At 71.3% G+C, this 17,006-nt stretch carries 14 protein-coding genes; 11 read left to right on the forward strand and 3 right to left on the reverse strand.

Features of this window, described 5'->3' with window-relative positions:
• Positions 1-15 precede the first annotated feature (15 nt).
• The 11 genes from nuoC to nuoN are packed head-to-tail and all read left to right on the forward strand — an operon-like array spanning position 16 to position 13,677.
• Positions 16-1,785, forward strand: coding sequence for an NADH-quinone oxidoreductase subunit C/D (nuoC, locus tag QWY76_RS08770; RefSeq protein WP_290310753.1), 1,770 nt, complete (start codon positions 16-18; stop codon positions 1,783-1,785).
• A gap of 2 nt (positions 1,786-1,787) precedes the next feature.
• Positions 1,788-2,312 carry an NADH-quinone oxidoreductase subunit NuoE gene (gene nuoE / locus QWY76_RS08775; protein ID WP_290310755.1) on the forward strand — a complete coding sequence of 175 codons (525 nt, stop codon included), beginning with the start codon at positions 1,788-1,790 and terminating at the stop codon, positions 2,310-2,312.
• Complete coding sequence (locus QWY76_RS08780) at positions 2,309-3,670, forward strand: NADH-ubiquinone oxidoreductase-F iron-sulfur binding region domain-containing protein (RefSeq protein WP_290310756.1); 1,362 nt, start codon at positions 2,309-2,311, stop codon at positions 3,668-3,670. Before nuoE ends, QWY76_RS08780 begins: the two co-directional genes overlap by 4 nt.
• Complete coding sequence (nuoG, locus tag QWY76_RS08785; RefSeq protein WP_290310757.1) at positions 3,661-6,396, forward strand: NADH-quinone oxidoreductase subunit NuoG; 2,736 nt, start codon at positions 3,661-3,663, stop codon at positions 6,394-6,396. Before QWY76_RS08780 ends, nuoG begins: the two co-directional genes overlap by 10 nt.
• Entirely contained in the window at positions 6,393-7,373 is a 981-nt protein-coding gene (nuoH, locus tag QWY76_RS08790) for an NADH-quinone oxidoreductase subunit NuoH (RefSeq protein WP_290310758.1), read from the forward strand. Before nuoG ends, nuoH begins: the two co-directional genes overlap by 4 nt.
• 14 nt (positions 7,374-7,387) lie before the next feature.
• Complete coding sequence (gene nuoI / locus QWY76_RS08795; RefSeq protein ID WP_290310759.1) at positions 7,388-7,927, forward strand: NADH-quinone oxidoreductase subunit NuoI; 540 nt, start codon at positions 7,388-7,390, stop codon at positions 7,925-7,927.
• A 29-nt stretch (positions 7,928-7,956) separates the two neighbouring features.
• On the forward strand, positions 7,957-8,487 hold the full coding sequence (gene nuoJ / locus QWY76_RS08800; protein ID WP_290310760.1) for an NADH-quinone oxidoreductase subunit J: 531 nt from the start codon (positions 7,957-7,959) through the stop codon (positions 8,485-8,487).
• Complete coding sequence (gene nuoK / locus QWY76_RS08805; protein ID WP_126481845.1) at positions 8,487-8,795, forward strand: NADH-quinone oxidoreductase subunit NuoK; 309 nt, start codon at positions 8,487-8,489, stop codon at positions 8,793-8,795. The genes nuoJ and nuoK overlap by 1 nt, the downstream gene beginning before the upstream one ends.
• Before the next feature lie 11 nt (positions 8,796-8,806).
• Entirely contained in the window at positions 8,807-10,657 is a 1,851-nt protein-coding gene (gene nuoL, locus QWY76_RS08810; RefSeq protein ID WP_290310761.1) for an NADH-quinone oxidoreductase subunit L, read from the forward strand.
• A gap of 42 nt (positions 10,658-10,699) precedes the next feature.
• The gene (nuoM, locus tag QWY76_RS08815; protein ID WP_290310762.1) at positions 10,700-12,238 is read left to right on the forward strand and encodes an NADH-quinone oxidoreductase subunit M; all 1,539 of its coding nucleotides are present in this window, start codon (positions 10,700-10,702) and stop codon (positions 12,236-12,238) included.
• Positions 12,235-13,677: an NADH-quinone oxidoreductase subunit NuoN gene (gene nuoN / locus QWY76_RS08820; protein ID WP_290310763.1), complete on the forward strand. Its 1,443-nt coding sequence runs from the start codon at positions 12,235-12,237 to the stop codon at positions 13,675-13,677. Before nuoM ends, nuoN begins: the two co-directional genes overlap by 4 nt.
• A 66-nt stretch (positions 13,678-13,743) precedes the next feature.
• Here the strand turns inward: nuoN and QWY76_RS08825 are convergent, their stop codons facing one another.
• The 3 genes from QWY76_RS08825 to QWY76_RS08835 form a co-directional block, all read right to left on the reverse strand.
• Positions 13,744-14,841: a TRAP transporter substrate-binding protein gene (locus QWY76_RS08825; RefSeq protein WP_290310764.1), complete on the reverse strand. Its 1,098-nt coding sequence runs from the start codon at positions 14,839-14,841 to the stop codon at positions 13,744-13,746.
• Positions 14,842-14,989: 148 nt separating this feature from the next.
• On the reverse strand, positions 14,990-16,393 hold the full coding sequence (locus QWY76_RS08830; protein WP_290310765.1) for a TRAP transporter large permease: 1,404 nt from the start codon (positions 16,391-16,393) through the stop codon (positions 14,990-14,992).
• Positions 16,393-16,950, reverse strand: coding sequence for a TRAP transporter small permease subunit (locus tag QWY76_RS08835; RefSeq protein ID WP_290310766.1), 558 nt, complete (start codon positions 16,948-16,950; stop codon positions 16,393-16,395). The genes QWY76_RS08830 and QWY76_RS08835 overlap by 1 nt, the downstream gene beginning before the upstream one ends.
• Positions 16,951-17,006 lie beyond the last annotated feature (56 nt).

Raw genomic sequence — 17,006 nt, forward strand, 5'->3', positions numbered from 1 at the left:
GGAGGATCCCCCGCCATGCGCGTCGCGTCGCCATCGAGTCGCAGCGAGGCCGACCCCGCCGTCGAGGCCCTCAGGCAGCGTTTCGGCGACCGCGTGTGGGTCGAGCCGGCGAGCCAGACCGGCATGCCGGTGCTGTGGCTGGAGCGGGGCTGCCTCCTCGAGGCCCTGGCGGCGCTGCGCGACCCGCCGGCGTCCTTCGCCATGCTGTTCGACCTCTCGGCGGTGGACGAGCGCCTGCGCGATCATCGCGATGGCCTGCCGGCGGCGGACTTCACGGTCTTCTACCAGCTGCTGTCGGTGGCGAGTAACCGCGATGTGATGCTCAAGGTGGCGCTGGACGCCGCCGACCTCGAACTGCCCAGCTGTGTCGAGGTGTTCCCCAACGCGGCCTGGTACGAGCGTGAGGTGTGGGACATGTTCGGCATCCGCTTCAGCGGGCACCCGCACCTGACGCGGCTGCTGATGCCGCCGACCTGGCAGGGCCACCCGCTGCGCAAGGACCACGCGGCCCGCGCCACCGAGTTCGATCCCTACACCCTGACCGTGGCGGGCCAGCAGCGCGAGCAGGAGGCCCTGCGCTTCGACCCCGAGGCCTGGGGCATGCGCCGCCAGCGCGAGGACACCGAGTTCATGTTCCTCAATCTCGGCCCCAACCACCCCTCGGCCCACGGGGCCTTTCGCATCATCCTGCAGCTCGACGGCGAGGAGATCGTCGATTGCGTGCCGGACATCGGCTACCACCATCGCGGCGCCGAGAAGATGGCCGAGCGCCAGACCTGGCACAGCTTCATCCCCTACACCGACCGCATCGACTACACCGGCGGGGTGATGAACAACCTGCCCTACGTGCTCGCGGTGGAGACGCTGGCCGGCATCGAGGTGCCGGCGCGGGTGGCGACCATCCGCGTGATGATGGCCGAGCTGTTCCGCATCTCGAGCCACCTGCTGTTCCTGGGGACCTACCTCCAGGACCTGGGGGCCATGTCGCCGGTGTTCTATACCTTCACCGATCGCCAGAAGGCCTACGAGGTCATCGAGGCGATCACCGGCTTTCGCATGCACCCGGCCTGGTATCGCATCGGCGGCGTCGCCCAGGACCTGCCGCGGGGCTGGGATAGCCTGATGCAGGGCTTCGTCGACTGGATGCCGAAGCGGCTCCGGGAATACGACCGGGCGATGATGGACAACGCCATCGTCCGCGAACGTACCCGCGACGTGGCCGCCTTCGACAGCGCGGAGGCCCTGGCCTGGGGCGTGACCGGCCCCAACCTGCGGGCCACCGGGCTGGACTTTGACCTGCGCAAGCGCCGCCCCTATTCCGGCTACGAGCAGTTCGACTTCGAGGTGCCCCTGGGCAGCCGCGGCGACGCCTTCGATCGCGGCCGGCTGCGCATCGAGGAGATGCGCCAGAGCCTGCGCATCCTCCAGCAGTGCATCGACCACATGCCCGCCGGCGACTACAAGGCCGACCATCCGTTGACCACGCCGCCGCCCCGGGAGCGCATGCTCATGCATATCGAGACCCTGATCACCCACTTCCTGCAGGTCTCCTGGGGGCCGGTGCTGCCCCCCGGCGAGTCGCTGGCGATGGTCGAGGCCACCAAGGGCATCAATGGCTACTACCTGACCAGCGACGGCGGCACCACCAGCTACCGGACCCGGATCCGCACGCCCAGCTTTCCTCACCTGCAGCAGATCCCGGCGCTGATGCGCGGCGGCTTCGTGCCGGACCTGATCGCCCACCTGGGCAGCATCGACTTCGTGATGGCCGACGTGGACCGCTGATCATGCCAGAGACCCCGACACCCCCGCCCCGTGCCCCCATCGCCTCCGACGGCGACGGCTTCGTGCTCGATGCCGCGGACCGCCGGGCCATGCGCCGCGAGCGCGACCACTACGAGCAGCCCCAGGCGGCCTGCATCGAGGCGCTCAAGATCGTCCAGCGCCGCCACGGCTGGGTGCCCGACGGCGCCATCCCGGCGATTGCCGAGGCGCTGGGCATCGGCGTCGCCGAGGTGGAAGGCGTGGCGACCTTCTACAGCCTGATCTTCCGCCGGCCGGTGGGCCGCCACGTGATCCTGGTCTGCGACAGCAGCTCCTGCTTCCTGTGCGGCTTCGCCGAGCTGCGGGCCGCCCTGGAGGAACGGCTGTCGATCGGCCTGGGCCAGACCACCGCGGACGGCCGCTTCACGCTGCTGCCGGTGTGCTGCCTGGGCGCCTGCGACGGCGCCCCGGCGCTGATGATCGACGACGACACCTTTGGCCCGCTGGTCCCCGACGACCTCGACGATCTGCTGGAGGCCTATCCATGAGCGTCGCGCCCCGCTACCACAGCCGGCTGCGCCAGGCGCCCACCGAGCGCCGCGCCGAGACCCATCCGCTGACCTGGCGGCTGCGCGAGGATGGCCGGCGGGTTGCGCTCGACGACTACCTCGCCGGGGACGGCTACGCCGCGGTGCGCGAGGTGCTCGGCGAGCAGACGCCCGACGCGGTGATCGCCACCCTGAAGGCGGCCAACCTGCGTGGCCGCGGCGGGGCCGGCTTCTCCGCCGGCACCAAGTGGAGCCTGACCCTGACCGGCGGCGACCTGCCGCGGGGCTACCTGGTGTGCAACGCCGACGAGATGGAGCCCGGGACCTTCAAGGATCGCGTGCTGATGGAGCAGCTGCCCCACCTGCTCATCGAGGGGATGATCCTCGGCGGCTTCGCCAATCACTCGCGGCAGGGCTACATCTTCCTGCGCGGCGAGTACCGCGAGGCCGCCGGCGCCCTCGCCCTGGCCCTCGAGGAGGCCCGCGACGCCGGCTGGCTGGGTCCCGACATCGCCGGCAGCGGCTTCGACTTCGACATCGCCCTGCATACCGGCGCCGGGCGCTACATCTGCGGCGAGGAGACGGCGCTGATCAGCTCCCTGGAGGGACATCGCGCCAATCCCCGGGCCAAGCCGCCCTTTCCCGGCCAGTCCGGGGCCTGGGGCAAGCCCACCGTGGTCAACAACGTCGAGACGCTGTGCAACGTGCCGGGGGTGATGCGCCACGGCGCCGACTGGTACCAGGCGCTGTCCGGGTCGCTCAGCGAGGACGGCGGCACCAAGCTGTACGGGGTCTCGGGCCGGGTCGCCCGGCCGGGACTCTGGGAGCTGCCCATGGGCACGCCCGCCGGCGAGCTGCTGGAGCGCGCCGGCGGCCTGCGCGACGGGCGCCGCCTCAAGGCCTGGTTGCCCGGCGGCGCGAGCACCGGCTTCCTGCTGCCGGAGCACCTCTCGCTGGCGCTGGACTTCGACACCATCGGCGGCGCCGGCAGCCGCCTGGGCACCGGCCTGTTGACGGTGGTGCCCGACGACCAGCCGCTGGTGCCGCTGCTGCGCAACCTCGAGGCCTTCTTCGCCCGGGAATCCTGCGGCTGGTGCACGCCCTGCCGCGATGGCCTGCCCTGGACGGTGAGGCTGCTGGCGGCCCTGGAGCGCGGCGAGGGCGCGCCGGGCGATGTCGAGCTGCTCGAGGACCTGGCCCGGGACCTCGGCCCCGGCCGGACCTTCTGCGCCCATGCCCCGGGGGCGGCGATGCCGCTGGCCAGTGCCCTGGCTCACTTCCGCGACGAGTTCGAAGCCGGCGTGGCGCCCTCCCGCACGCCGCGGGCCGTCGGCGAGGAGGGCCGAGCATGGCGATGATCCACGTGGACGGCCAGGCCTACCGGGTCGACGGCGACGACAACCTGCTCGCCGCCTGCCTGTCGCTGGGCCTCGACCTGCCGTACTTCTGCTGGCACCCGGCGCTCGGCAGCGTGGGGGCCTGCCGGCAGTGCGCGGTCAAGCAGTACCGCGATGCCGACGACGAGCAGGGCAGCCTGGTGATGGCCTGCATGACCCCCGCCGCCGACGGCACCCGGCTGTCGATCGACGACGCCGAGGCCAGGGACTTCCGGCGCGGGGTCATCGAGTGGCTGATGCTCAACCATCCCCACGACTGCCCGGTGTGCGATGAGGGCGGACATTGCCACCTGCAGGACATGACGGTGATGACCGGCCATGCCCGGCGACGCTACCGCTTCACCAAGCGCACCCACCGCAACCAGGACCTGGGGCCCTTCCTCGGTCACGAGATGAATCGCTGCATCACCTGCTACCGTTGCGTGCGCTTCTATCGCGACCATGCCGGCGGCGAGGACCTGGGGGCCTTCGGCGCCGGCGACAACATCTACTTCGGGCGCCACCGCGACGGCCCGCTGGAGAGCCCCTTCGCCGGCAACCTCAGCGAGGTGTGTCCCACCGGCGTCTTCACCGACCGCCCGCCGGGCGATCACTACACCCGCAAGTGGGACCTGCAGTTCGCCCCGAGCGTCTGTCACCAGTGCGCGGTGGGCTGCAACATCAGTCCCGGCGAGCGCTACGGCGAGCTGCGCCGGGTGGAGAACCGCTACCACGGCGAGATCAACCGCTTCTTCCTCTGCGATCGCGGGCGTTACGGCTACGGCTACGTCAATCGCGACGACCGCCCACGGCTGCCCGAGTGGCGCGAGGCCCCGGGGGCGGCCGCCGTGACCCTGGAGGTCGATGCCGCCCTGGACCGGGCGGGCGACCGGCTGCGCAGCGCCCGCCGGGTGATCGGCATCGGCTCCCCCCGGGCCAGCCTGGAGAGCAACCATCGGCTGCGCGAGCTGGTCGGGGCGGAGCACTTCTCGCTCGGCGTCACCGCCGCCGAAGCGGCCTGCCTGGCGACCATGGCCCGGCTCCAGCGGGAGTGCGGGCTGCCGACCCCGAGCCTGCGCGGGATCGAGGCCCATGACGCGGTGCTGGTGCTCGGCGAGGATCCCCTGCAGCGTGCCGCCCGGCTGGGGCTCTCGCTGCGCCAGGCGGCGCTCGGCCGTCGCGAGGCGCTGGCCGCGCAGCGCGGCATTCCGGCCTGGAACGCCGAGGCGGTCAAGACCCTGGCCCAGGACCGGCGCCATCCGCTGTTCATCGCCTACCCGGCCGCGACCGGCCTGGACGCCATCGCGGCCGGCCGCTGGGCCCTGGCCCCGGACGACATCGCCCGCCTGGGCGCCGCCGTGGCCCATGCCCTGGATCCCGCGGCGCCGGAGGTGACGAGCCTCGCCCCGGAGCTGGCGGCCGATGCCCGGCGCATCGCCGCGGCCCTGCTCGCCGCCGAGCGTCCGCTGGTGGTCAGCGGCGATGCCCTGGGCTCGACGGCGGTGCTCGAGGCGGCCGGCAACGTCGCCCGGGCCCTGGCCCGGCGGGCCCGCCCGGGCGGTCTCAGCCTGATCCGCGCCGAGGCCAACAGCACCGGGGTGGCGATGCTCGGCGGCCAGCCGCTGGAGTGGGCCCTCGACGAGATCGAGGCGGGGCGCGCCGACGCCCTGGTGGTGCTCGAGAACGACCTGCATGCCCGGCTGCCCGGCCAGCGGCTCGAGTCCGCCCTGAATGCCCTCGCCACCCTGGTGGTGCTGGATCACCAGCGCACCGCCGTCTGGTCCCGGGCCGGGCTCGGCCTGCCGGCGGCGAGCTTCGCCGAGGGCGACGGCACCCTGGTCAGCCTGGAGGGCCGCGCCCAGCGCTTCTTCCAGGTGTTCGAGCCGCGCGTGCTGCGTCCCGAGAGCCGCATCCGCGAGAGCTGGCGCTGGCTGCACGCCCTGCAGGGGACGGTGCAGCGCCGCCGGGTCGGGCAGACCCGGCTCGACGACGAGACCCGCCACTGTGCCCGCCACCATCCGGCGCTGTCGGCCATCGTCGAGGCCGCGGACCACGCCGACCACCGCGTCCAGGGGCTGCGTCAGGCCCGCGCCCCGCACCGCTACAGCGGCCGCACCGCGCTGCGGGCCCACCTGGCGGTCGGCGAGCCGCGCCCGCCGCAGGACCCGGACTCGCCCTTCGCCTTCTCCATGGAGGGCTATGCCGGCGCCGGGCGACCGCAGCAGGAGAACGCCTTCGCCTGGGCCCCGGGCTGGAACTCCCCCCAGGCCTGGAACAAGTTCACCGACGAGGTCGGCGGCCATCTGCGTGCCGGCGATCCCGGGCGGCGCCTGCTGGGTCCCGTGCCCGGTGGCTACGCCTACGCCAGGATCGTTGCGGCGGGCTTCGTCCGGCGTGACGCCGAGTGGCAGCTGGTGGTGTTGCCACGGCTGTTCGGCGGCGAGGAGACCTCGCGGCGGGCGCCGATGATCGCGGCCCGGGCGGCGGCTCCGGCGCTGCAGCTGGCGGCGGTGGATGCCGCCCGGCTGGGGATCGCCGAGGGCGACCGGCTGGCGCTGGTCACCCCGGGCGGACGGCTGAGCCTGCCGCTGTCCTGCTCGGCCGGGCTGGCGCCCGGCCTGGTGGGCGTACCGGCCGGCCTGGTGCCGGGCCTCGCCACCGGCCAGTGGGGGCGGCTCGAGCCGGCCGGCGAGGGGAGGCGGCCATGATCCCGCTCACTCCCGAGGTCGTCGCGGTGCTCGTCGCCATGCTCCAGGCCCTGGTGATCCTGCTCGGGGCGGTGCTGCTGGGGGCGGTGCTCACGGTGGCCGAGCGGCGCCTGCTGGGGTGGTGGCAGGACCGCTACGGGCCCAACCGGGTGGGGCCGGCCGGCTCGCTGCAGCTGGTCGCCGACACGCTCAAGCTCTTCTTCAAGGAGGACTGGATCCCGCCCTTCGCCGACCGCGGCCTCTTCGTGATGGCACCGGCCATCGCCATGGCGTCGCTGCTGCTGTCGTTCCTGATCATCCCCTTCACCCCCGGCTGGGGGGTGGCGGACTGGCATATCGGCCTGCTGTTCTTCCTCGCCATGGCCGGCATCAACGTCTATGCGGTGCTGCTCGGCGGCTGGTCGAGCGGCAACAAGTATGCGCTGATCGGCGCCATGCGGGCCTCGGCGCAGACGCTGTCCTACGAGGTGTTCATGGGCCTGGCGCTGATGGGCGTGGTGGCCATGGCCGGCTCCTTCAACCTGCGCGAGATCGTCGCCGCCCAGCAGGGGCTGTGGTTCATCCTGCCGCAGTGCCTCGGCTTCGCGACCTTCCTGGTCGCCGGCATCGCGGTGACCCACCGCCACCCCTTCGACCAGCCCGAGGCCGAGCAGGAACTGGCCGACGGCTACCACATCGAGTACGCCAGCATGAAGTTCGGGATGTTCTTCATCGGCGAGTACATCGGCATCCTGCTGGTCTCGGCGCTGATCGTGACGCTCTTCCTGGGCGGCTGGCTGGGCCCCTGGCTGCCGCCCTGGCTGTGGTTCGCACTCAAGACGCTGGTCCTGGTGATGCTGTTCATCCTGTTGCGCGCGGCCCTGCCGCGGCCGCGCTACGACGGCGTGATGCGCTTCGGCTGGAAGGTCTGCCTGCCGCTGACCCTGGTCAACCTGCTGGTGACCGGGGCGGCGATCCTGCTCGCCACGCCGACCTGAGAGGAGCAAAGACGATGCTGATGTGGCTGATCAAGGGCACCGGATCGCAGCTCAGGACGCTGTACATGATCTTCATGCACGGCTTCCGCCGACGCGAGACGGTCAACTACCCGGAGGAGGCGGTCTACCTGCCGCCCCGCTACCGGGGGCGCATCGTGCTGACCCGGGACCCGGACGGCGAGGAGCGCTGCGTGGCCTGCAACCTCTGCGCGGTGGCCTGCCCGGTGGACTGCATCGCCCTGCAGAAGGGCGAGAAGGACGATGGGCGCTGGTACCCCGAGACCTTCCGCATCAACTTCTCGCGCTGCATCTACTGCGGGATGTGCGAGGAGGCGTGCCCCACCTCGGCCATCCAGCTGACCCCCGATTTCGAGATGAGCGAGTACCGGCGACAGGAGCTGGTCTACGAGAAGGCCGACCTGCTGATCGACGGGCCCGGCAAGGATCACGACTACCATTTCTACAGGGTGGCGGGCCTGGCGATCGCCGGGAAGGGCAAGGGCCAGGCCAGCGACGAGCGGGACCCGGTGGACGTCAGGACCCTGCTGCCGTGAGCCACCGCCACCCACCACGGGAGATTGCCATGGAACTCGCCTTCTACCTGAGTGGTCTGGTCGCCATCCTGGCGACGCTGCGCGTCATCACCCACACCCACCCGGTGCACGCCCTGCTCTACCTGATCGTCTCGCTGATCAGCGTGGCGATGGTGTTCTTCGCCCTCGGCGCGCCCTTCGCCGGGGCCCTGGAGATCATCGTCTATGCCGGCGCGATCATGGTGCTGTTCGTCTTCGTGGTGATGATGCTCAACCTCGGCGGTGCCGCCGTCGCCCAGGAGCGCGCCTGGCTGCGGCCGTCGACCTGGCTGGGGCCGGCGCTGCTGGCCGGGCTGCTGCTGGGCGTGCTCGCCTTCGACCTCTGGCGGGGCGGCGGCGGGCGGGCCATCGCGGGGGAGCTGCTGACCGCCAAGGCGGTGGGCATGACGCTGTTCGGTCCCTGGCTGATCGCCGTGGAGCTGGCGGCGCTGCTGCTGCTGGCGGCCCTGGTCACCGCCTCCCATGTGGGCCGCCTGGCGAGCCGGGACGGCGCCGGCACGGCGCCGGGGGAGGAGCGCTGATGAGCGGCATCCCCATGGCGCACGGCCTGGCGCTGGCGGCGATCCTGTTCGCCCTGGGCCTGGCGGGGCTGATGATGCGGCGCAATATGCTGTTCGTGCTGATGAGCCTGGAGATCATGCTGAATGCCGCCGGGCTGGCCTTCATCGTCGCCGGGACCGCCTGGGGACAGCCCGAGGGCCAGGCCATGTTCCTGCTGGTGATCACCCTGGCGGCGGCGGAGGCCAGCGTGGGCCTGGCCCTGCTGATCCAGCTCCAGCACCGCTTCCGCACGCTGGATGTCGATGCGGCCAACCGGATGCGCGGCTGATGGAGGCCCCGATGGCGCTGCTGCCCCTGACCTTCCTGCTGCCGCTGGCCGGCACCCTGGTGCTGGCGCTGTGGCGCCGCGGCCCCGGCGAGCGGGCCTGTGCCTGGGTCGGGGTAACCAGCGTGGGGCTGGCGGCCCTGGTCACCGCCGGGCTGGCGCTGCGCTTCGTCGAGGACGGCGCCGCCGGCCTGACCCTGTGGACCTGGATCGCCGTCGGCGACTTCCGCCCGACCATCGGCCTGTGGCTGGATGGCCTCTCGCTGACCCTGCTCGGCGTCATCACCGGCGTGGGCTTCCTGATCCACCTGTTCGCCGCCTGGTACCTGAGCGGCGAGGGCGGCAGCCGGCGCTTCTATGCCTACATGAACCTGTTCGTGGCCAGCATGGTGCTGCTGGTGCTGGGCGACAACCTGCTGCTGCTGTTCCTCGGCTGGGAAGGCGTGGGACTGTGCAGCTACCTGCTGATCGGCCACTACTACCGGACCGCCGCCAATGGCTGGGCGGCCTTCAAGGCCTTCATCGTCACGCGCATCGGCGACGTCTTCCTGGCCCTCGGCCTGTTCCTGCTGTTTCGCGAGCTGGGCACCCTGGACATCGCCGAGCTCACGGAGCGGGCCCCCGAGGCCTGGACACGCGGCGACCCCATGGCCTCGCTGGCGGCGCTGCTGGTGCTGGGCGGGGCGCTCGGCAAGTCGGCCCAGCTGCCGCTGCATACCTGGCTGGCCGATGCCATGGCCGGCCCCACCCCGGTGTCGGCACTGATCCATGCGGCGACCATGGTCACCGCCGGCGTCTACCTGATCGCGCGCCTGCATGGCCTCTTCGTGCTGGCCCCGGCGGTGCTGCTGCTGGTCGGCGTGATCGGCGGCCTGACGCTGCTGATGGCGGGCTGCGCCGCCCTGGCGCAGACCGACATCAAGCGGGTGCTGGCCTACTCGACCATGAGCCAGATCGGCTACATGTTCCTGGCCCTCGGCGTGGGCGCCTTCGAGGCGGCGATCTTCCACCTGATGACCCACGCCTTCTTCAAGGCGCTGCTGTTCCTCTCGGCGGGGGCGGTCATCGTCAACTGCCATCACGAGCAGGACATGCGCCGGCTCGGCGGGCTGTGGCGGCGCCTGCCGCTGCCCTACGCCGGCTTCCTGGTCGGCGGGGCGGCCCTGGCCGCGCTGCCGCTGGTCAGCGCCGGCTTCTACAGCAAGGACGAGATCCTCTGGCAGGCCCTGGCCGCGGGACGCGGCGGCCTGCTGCTGGCCGGCCTGCTGGGGGCCCTGCTGACCTCCCTGTATACCCTGCGGCTGATCGTGCTGACCTTCCACGGCGAGCCGAGAAGCGAGGCCGCCCGCCAGGCCCGGCCGGGGCGGGGCCTGGTGCATGGCCTGCCGCTGGTGGTGCTGGCGGTGCTCTCGACCGCCGTCGGCGCCGGGATCACCCCGCCCCTGGCGGGGCTGTTCCCGGCGAGCCCCGGGGCGGACGCCCATGGCGGCCATGGCCTGCTGGAGGCGCTCGCCGCGGCCACGGCGCTGGTAGGGCTCGCCCTGGGGGCCTGGCTGTGGGGCTGGCGTCGGGCCTGGCTCGGGCGCGTCGTCGCCCGGGGCTGGGGGGCCCGGCTGTGGCGCTGGTGGCACCACGCCTGGGGCTTCGATGCGCTCTTCGAGGCGGCCCTGGCACGGCCCTACCGTGGGCTGGTGCGCCGGCTGCACGGCGATGCCATCGACGCCGGCTGGCAGCGCCTCGCCGGTCAGGCCGGGTGGATGCACCACGGCCTGTCACGGACCCAGAACGGTCGGCTGCGCCGCTATGCCACCGTCATGGTGATCGGCGCGACCCTGGTCCTGCTGGGACTGACCGTCGGCGACTGAGGAGCATGACGTGATGCCATCACGCGAAGGACGAGCGCGCCCATGACCCTGGTCTGGCTGATCCTGATTCCCTTCCTCGCCGGCCTGCTGTGCTGGCAGGCCGAGCGCTTCGGCGAGAGGGCGCCCCGCTGGCTGGCGCTGGCGGCCATGGCGCTCGAGCTGGCGATCACCCTGGCGCTGTGGTGGGGCGGCGACTACCGCCTGCCGCAGGTGGAGGCCGGCCCGGCCTGGGGGCTGGAGTGGCGGGCCCCCTGGATCCCGCGCTTCGGCATCGAGGTGCACCTGGCGCTGGACGGCCTGTCGCTGGTGCTGATCGCCCTGACCAGCCTGCTCGGGCTGCTGGCGGTGCTGTGCTCCTGGCGGGAGATCGTCGTCCGGGTGGGCTTCTTCCACCTCAACCTGCTGTGGATCCTCGGCGGGGTGGTCGGCGTCTTCCTGGCCATCGACCTCTTCCTGTTCTTCTTCTTCTGGGAAATGATGCTGGTGCCGATGTACTTCCTGATCGCCCTGTGGGGGCACAGCGGCGTCCCGGGCAGGACCCGCATCCGGGCGGCGGTCAAGTTCTTCATCTATACCCAGGCCAGCGGCCTGCTGATGCTGGTGGCCATCCTCGGGCTGGTCTTCGCCGAGCATGCCCACAGCGGCGAGTATTCCTTCAGCTATGCGGTGCTGCGCGAGACGCCGCTCTCCGATGGCCTGGCGATGTGGCTGATGCTGGGCTTCTTCGTCGCCTTCGCCGTCAAGCTGCCGGTGGTGCCCCTGCACGGCTGGCTGCCCGATGCCCACGCCCAGGCCCCCACCGCCGGCAGCGTCGACCTGGCGGGGATCCTGCTCAAGACCGCCGCCTACGGCCTGCTGCGTTTCGCCCTGCCGCTGTTCCCCGAGGCCTCCCAGGCCTTCGCCCCGGTGGCCATGGGGCTGGGGCTGGTCGGCGTGATCTACGGCGCGCTGCTGGCATGCGGCCAGCAGGACATCAAGCGGCTGATCGCCTATACCAGCATCGCCCACATGGGCTTCGTGCTGATCGGCATCTATGCCGGCACCCCGCTGGCCCTGCAGGGCGTGGTGGTGATGATGGTGGCCCATGCCTTCTCGGCGGCCGGGCTGTTCATCCTCAGCGGCCAGCTCTACGAGCGGCTGCACACCCGCGACATGCGCGAGATGGGGGGGCTGTGGGGACGCCTGGGCAGCCTGCCGGCCTTCACCCTGTGCTTCGCCGTGGCCTCGCTGGGCATGCCGGGCACGGCCAACTTCGTCGGCGAGTTCATGATCCTGTTCGGCAGCTTCCCGGTGGCGCCCGGCGTGGTGGTGGTCGCCAGCGCGGGCCTGGTGCTGGCCGCCATCTACTCCCTGCTGCTGATGCAGCGGGTGCACTTCGGTCCCCCCCGGGGCGAGGGCGGCTGGGCCGATCTCGACCGCCGCGAGTACGCCATGATGCTCGGCCTGGTGGCCCTGGTGCTGCTGTTCGGCCTCTACCCCCAGCCGTTGCTGGATACCACCGGGGACGCCATGGGCGCGGTCCAGCGGGTGTTCGAGGCCGGCGCGACGTTGCCGGCCCTGGTCGGGGAGGCGCGCCCATGACCCCGGCCGCGCTGCTCGCCCTGTTGCCGCTGGCCATCGTCGCCGCGACCCTCCTCGGGGTCCTGCTGGGCATCGCCTGGCGGCGCCAGCATGCCGCGACGGCCCTGGTCACCGGGGTCGGCCTCGGCCTGGCGCTGGCGGTGCTGCCGCTGGCCTGGCGGGTGGCGCCGCTGGCCACCCCGTTGCTGGTGGTCGACGGCCTGGCGCTGTTCGCGGCGGCCCTGATCCTGGTCGCGGCGCTGGCCTGCACCACCCTCGGCCACGCCTACCTGGAGCACTATCGCGGGGCCCGCGAGGAGTTCTACCTGCTGCTGCTGAGTGCCGCCGCGGGCGCCATGGCGCTCGCCATGAGCCGCCACCTGGCATCGCTGTTCCTGGGCCTCGAGCTGCTGTCGATGCCGCTCTACGGGATGCTGGCCTATGCCTACCACGAGCGCCGCTCGCTGGAGGCCGGGATCAAGTACCTGCTGCTCTCCGCGGCGGCCTCGGCCTTCCTGCTGTTCGGCATGGCGCTGTTGTATGCCCAGACGGGGCAGCTGGACCTGGCCGCCCTGACCGCGGGCCTCGCCGACCGGCCGGGGGCCTGGGGGCTGGCCGGGGCCGGCCTGATGCTGGTGGGGCTGGGCTTCAAGCTGTCGGTGGTGCCTTTCCACCTGTGGACGCCGGACGTCTACGAGGGCGGGCCGGGCCCCGCCGCGACCTTCCTGGCCACGGCGAGCAAGGTGGCGGTCTTCGTGGTGATCCTGCGCCTGGTGACGACCGCCCCGGCCTTCCAGGTCGAGGCCATGGGCGCCATCCTGGCGGGGCTGGCCCTGGCCAGCATGCTGGTGGGCAACCTGCTGGCCCTGCGCCAGGCCAACCTCAAGCGCCTGCTGGGCTACTCGTCGATCGCCCACTTCGGCTACCTGATGCTGGTGCTGGTGGTCGCCGGCGACCTGGCCGTGGAGAGCGGCGGCGTCTACCTGGTCACCTACCTGGTCACCACGCTCGCTGCCTTCGGCGTGGTGACCCTGCTGTCGAGTCCCCACGGCGGCGAGGATGCCGCCGCCCTGCACCACTATCGCGGGCTGTTCTGGCGACACCCCTACCTGGCCGGCGTGCTGACCGTGAGCCTGCTGTCGCTGGCCGGGATCCCCTTCACCGCCGGCTTCATCGGCAAGTTCTACCTGCTGGCGCTGGGCGTCGAGGCCCAGCGCTGGTGGCTGGTGGCCGGCATCGTGCTGGGCAGTGCCATCGGGCTCTACTATTACCTGCGGGTGATGGTCACCCTCTACCTGGTGGAACCGGGCATGCGTCGCCGCGACGTCGCCGCGGACTGGGGGGGGCGGGCCGGAGGCGTGATGGTGGTGGGGCTGGCGCTGGTGACCATCCTGCTGGGCATCTATCCGGCGCCGATGATCGCCTGGGTGCGAGGGCTCGGCGTGCTGGCCGGCGGCTGAGCCGCGCCGGCGCGAGGGCAAGGCCCCCGCGGGCCCGTCGCGCGGGGCCGCGGGGACACTCGGCGATCACTCGCCGCTGGCGGGGGCGCCCTCGGGGTTGCGGGCGTTGTAGTAGGCCTGCTCGGAGATGGCGTGGTAGTTCACCACCTTGTCCTGGAAGGCGCGATAGGAGTCATGGATCTTGCCGGCCATCTCGCTGGACTCGGCGAGCTCGGCGACCACGTCCGCGGAGTGCTCCTTGGCCTGGGCCAGGACGTCGTCCGGCAGGCGACGCAGTTCCACGTCGTGCTCGTTGATCAGCGTCTCGAGGGCGTCGTTGTTGCGTGCGGTGTACTCGTCGAGCACGTCGGCGTTCACGTCGCGCACCGCGGTGCGCAGGATCGCCTGCAGGTCCGCCGGCAACTCGGCAAAAGCCTCCTCGTTGACGATGGCCTCGAACATCACCGTCGGCTCGTGCCAGCCGGGATAGTAGTAGTAGTCCGCCGCCTGGTGCAGGCCGAAGGCCAGGTCGTTGTAGGGGCCGATCCACTCGGTGGCGTCGATGGCGCCGGACTGCAGGGAGGTGAAGATCTCGCCGCCCGGCATGTTGACGATGGCCACGCCCATGCGGCTCATCACCTCGCCTCCGAGCCCCGGCATGCGCATCTTCAGGCCTTCGAGGTCGTCGACGGAGTCGATCTCCTTGTTGTACCAGCCGCCCATCTGCACGCCGGAGGCCCCGGCGGCCATGACGTCCACCCCGAAGTCGTCGTACAGCTCGTTCCACAGCTCCAGGCCACCGCCGTAGTGCAGCCAGGCGTTCATCTCCTGGGCGTTCATGCCGAAGGGCACGGCGGCGAAGAACTGCGCCGCCGGCGCCTTGCCCTTCCAGTAGTAGGACGCGGAATGGCCCATCTCGGCGGTGCCCTCGGCGACGGCATCGAAGACCTCGAAGCCGGGCACCAGCTGGCCCGCCCCGAACACCTCGATGGTCAGGCGGCCATCGGACATCTCGTCGACCAGCTTGGCCAGCCGCTCGGGCCCCTGGCCCACGCCGGGGAAGTTCTTCGGCCAGGAGGTCACCAGCTTCCATTCGTAGGTGTCCTGGGCCTGGGCGGTGCCCGCGACCAGCATCAGGCCGGCGGTGGCGCCGCCGATGGCCATGGCGAGTGCTTTCGGTTGCATGCGATTCCCTCTCGTTGTGTGCCTTGTTGGGAAGTGGCCCGCGTCGGGCCGGTCGGCAGGGGAGGGCATCCGCCCTCCCGGTGAAGCCTGCGTCGAGTCACTATAGACGGCCGCTGCCGCCGGGCCGGGCGGCCGATTCCACGCTGCGTCAGAACTGGTCCGGCAGCCAGGTGGCCAGCCCCGGGAACCAGGACAGCGCCAGCAGCATGCCGAGCTGCAGCACGATGAAGGGGATGACCCCGCGGTAGATCGACGCGGTGGGCACCGAGTCCGGCGCCACGCCGCGCAGGTAGAAGAGCGCGAAGCCGAAGGGCGGCGTGAGGAAGGAGGTCTGCAGGTTGATGGCGATCATGATGCCGAGCCAGATGGGATCCAGGCCCATGGCCAGCAGGATCGGCCCGACGATCGGTACCACCACGAAGGTGATCTCGATGAAGTCGAGGATGAAGCCGAGCAGGAAGATCACCAGCATCACCACCAGGGTCGCGCCGACCACCCCGCCGGGCATGCTCTCGAAGACCTCGGTCACCAGGTGCTCGCCGCCATAGGCGCGGAACACCAGCGAGAACAGCGCGGCGCCGATCAGGATCAGGAACACCATGGTGGTGACGTTGACGGTGGAGTGCAGCGCCTCCTTGAGGGTGGTGACGTCCAGGCGGCGATAGGCCAGCGCCAGCATCAGCGCGCCGAAGGCCCCCACGGCCGAGGCCTCGGTGGGCGTGGCGAAGCCGCCGAGGATCGAACCCAGCACCACCACGATCAGCACGATGGGCGGGACCAGCCCCTTGAGCAGCAGCAGGCCGAGGCCGCCCTCGTGACCGAGCTCCTCCATCAGGTCGCGGCGGTCGACGGCCGGTGCGGCGCCGGGCTTGAGCCAGGCGATGATCGCCACGTAGACGATGTAGAACACCACCAGCAGCAGGCCCGGCACCAGGGCGCCCATGAAGAGGTCGCCCACCGACACCGTCTTGGGGCTGAAGATGCCCATGGACAGCTGGGCCTGCTGGTAGGCCGAGGAGAGCACGTCGCCCAGCAGCACCAGCGCGATGGAGGGCGGGATGATCTGGCCCAGGGTGCCGGTGGCGCAGATGGTGCCGGTGGCCAGCGGCATGCTGTAGCCGCGCTTGAGCATGGTCGGCAGCGACATCAGGCCCATGGTCACCACGGTGGCGCCGACGATGCCGGTGGAGGCGGCCAGCAGCATGCCGACCAGGGTCACCGAGATGCCGAGCCCCCCGCGCAGCGAGCCGAACAGCAGGGCCATGGCCTCGAGCAGGGTCTCGGCCACCCGCGACTTCTCCAGCAGCACGCCCATCAGCACGAACAGCGGCACCGCCAGCAGTGTCTGGTTGGTCATGATGCCGTAGAGGCGGTTGGGGAAGGCCGACAGGTAGCCGGCATCGAAGTGGGCGTCGAGGCCCATGGCTTCCAGGCCCGTGCCCAGGCCGGCGAAGGCCAGGGCGGTGCCGGCGAGGGACAGCGCGACGGGGTAGCCGGCCATCAGCACGATGCAGATCACGGCGAACAGCACCAGCGGCATGAACTCCAGCATCACAGGTGCTCCTCGTGGTGTTCTTCTTCTTCCTTGGGGGCGAGGCGCCCGGTCATGACCAGCACGTTGCGCCAGGCCTCGACCAGGCCCTGCAGGAGCATCAGGCCGGCGAACAGCGGGATCAGCGTCTTGAGCAGGAAGACCCCCGGGATCCCGCCGGAGTCCGGCGAGCCCTCGAGGATGCGCCAGGACTTGCCGACGTAACCCAGGCTGACGAGGATCACGAAGATCATCACCGGCATCAGCAGGAAGAGGTGACCCAGCAGGTCGACCAGCGCCTTGCGCTTCGCCGGCATGGCCCGATAGAAGATGTCCACCCGCACGTGGCCATCGTGGCGCAGGGTATAGGCCGCGGCCAGCATGAACACCGTGGCGTGCATGTACATCACCGATTCCTGCATGGGGATGCTGTTGACGCTGAAGGCGTAGCGCAGCACCACGATCAGGAACTGGATCAGCATCATCAGCAGGACCAGCCAGGAGAGGCTTCGGCCGAGCCAGTCGGAGAAGCGGTCGAGCCGGGCCAGGGCGCCGGGAAGCTCTCGGGAATCAGCCATGGGGAGTCTCGCTAGGGGGTTCCAGTGTCAGCAGAGGAAAACGCGACCCCGCGATG

The organism is Halomonas maura (assembly GCF_030409305.1).
Classification (GTDB): Bacteria; Pseudomonadota; Gammaproteobacteria; order Pseudomonadales; family Halomonadaceae; genus Halomonas; species Halomonas maura.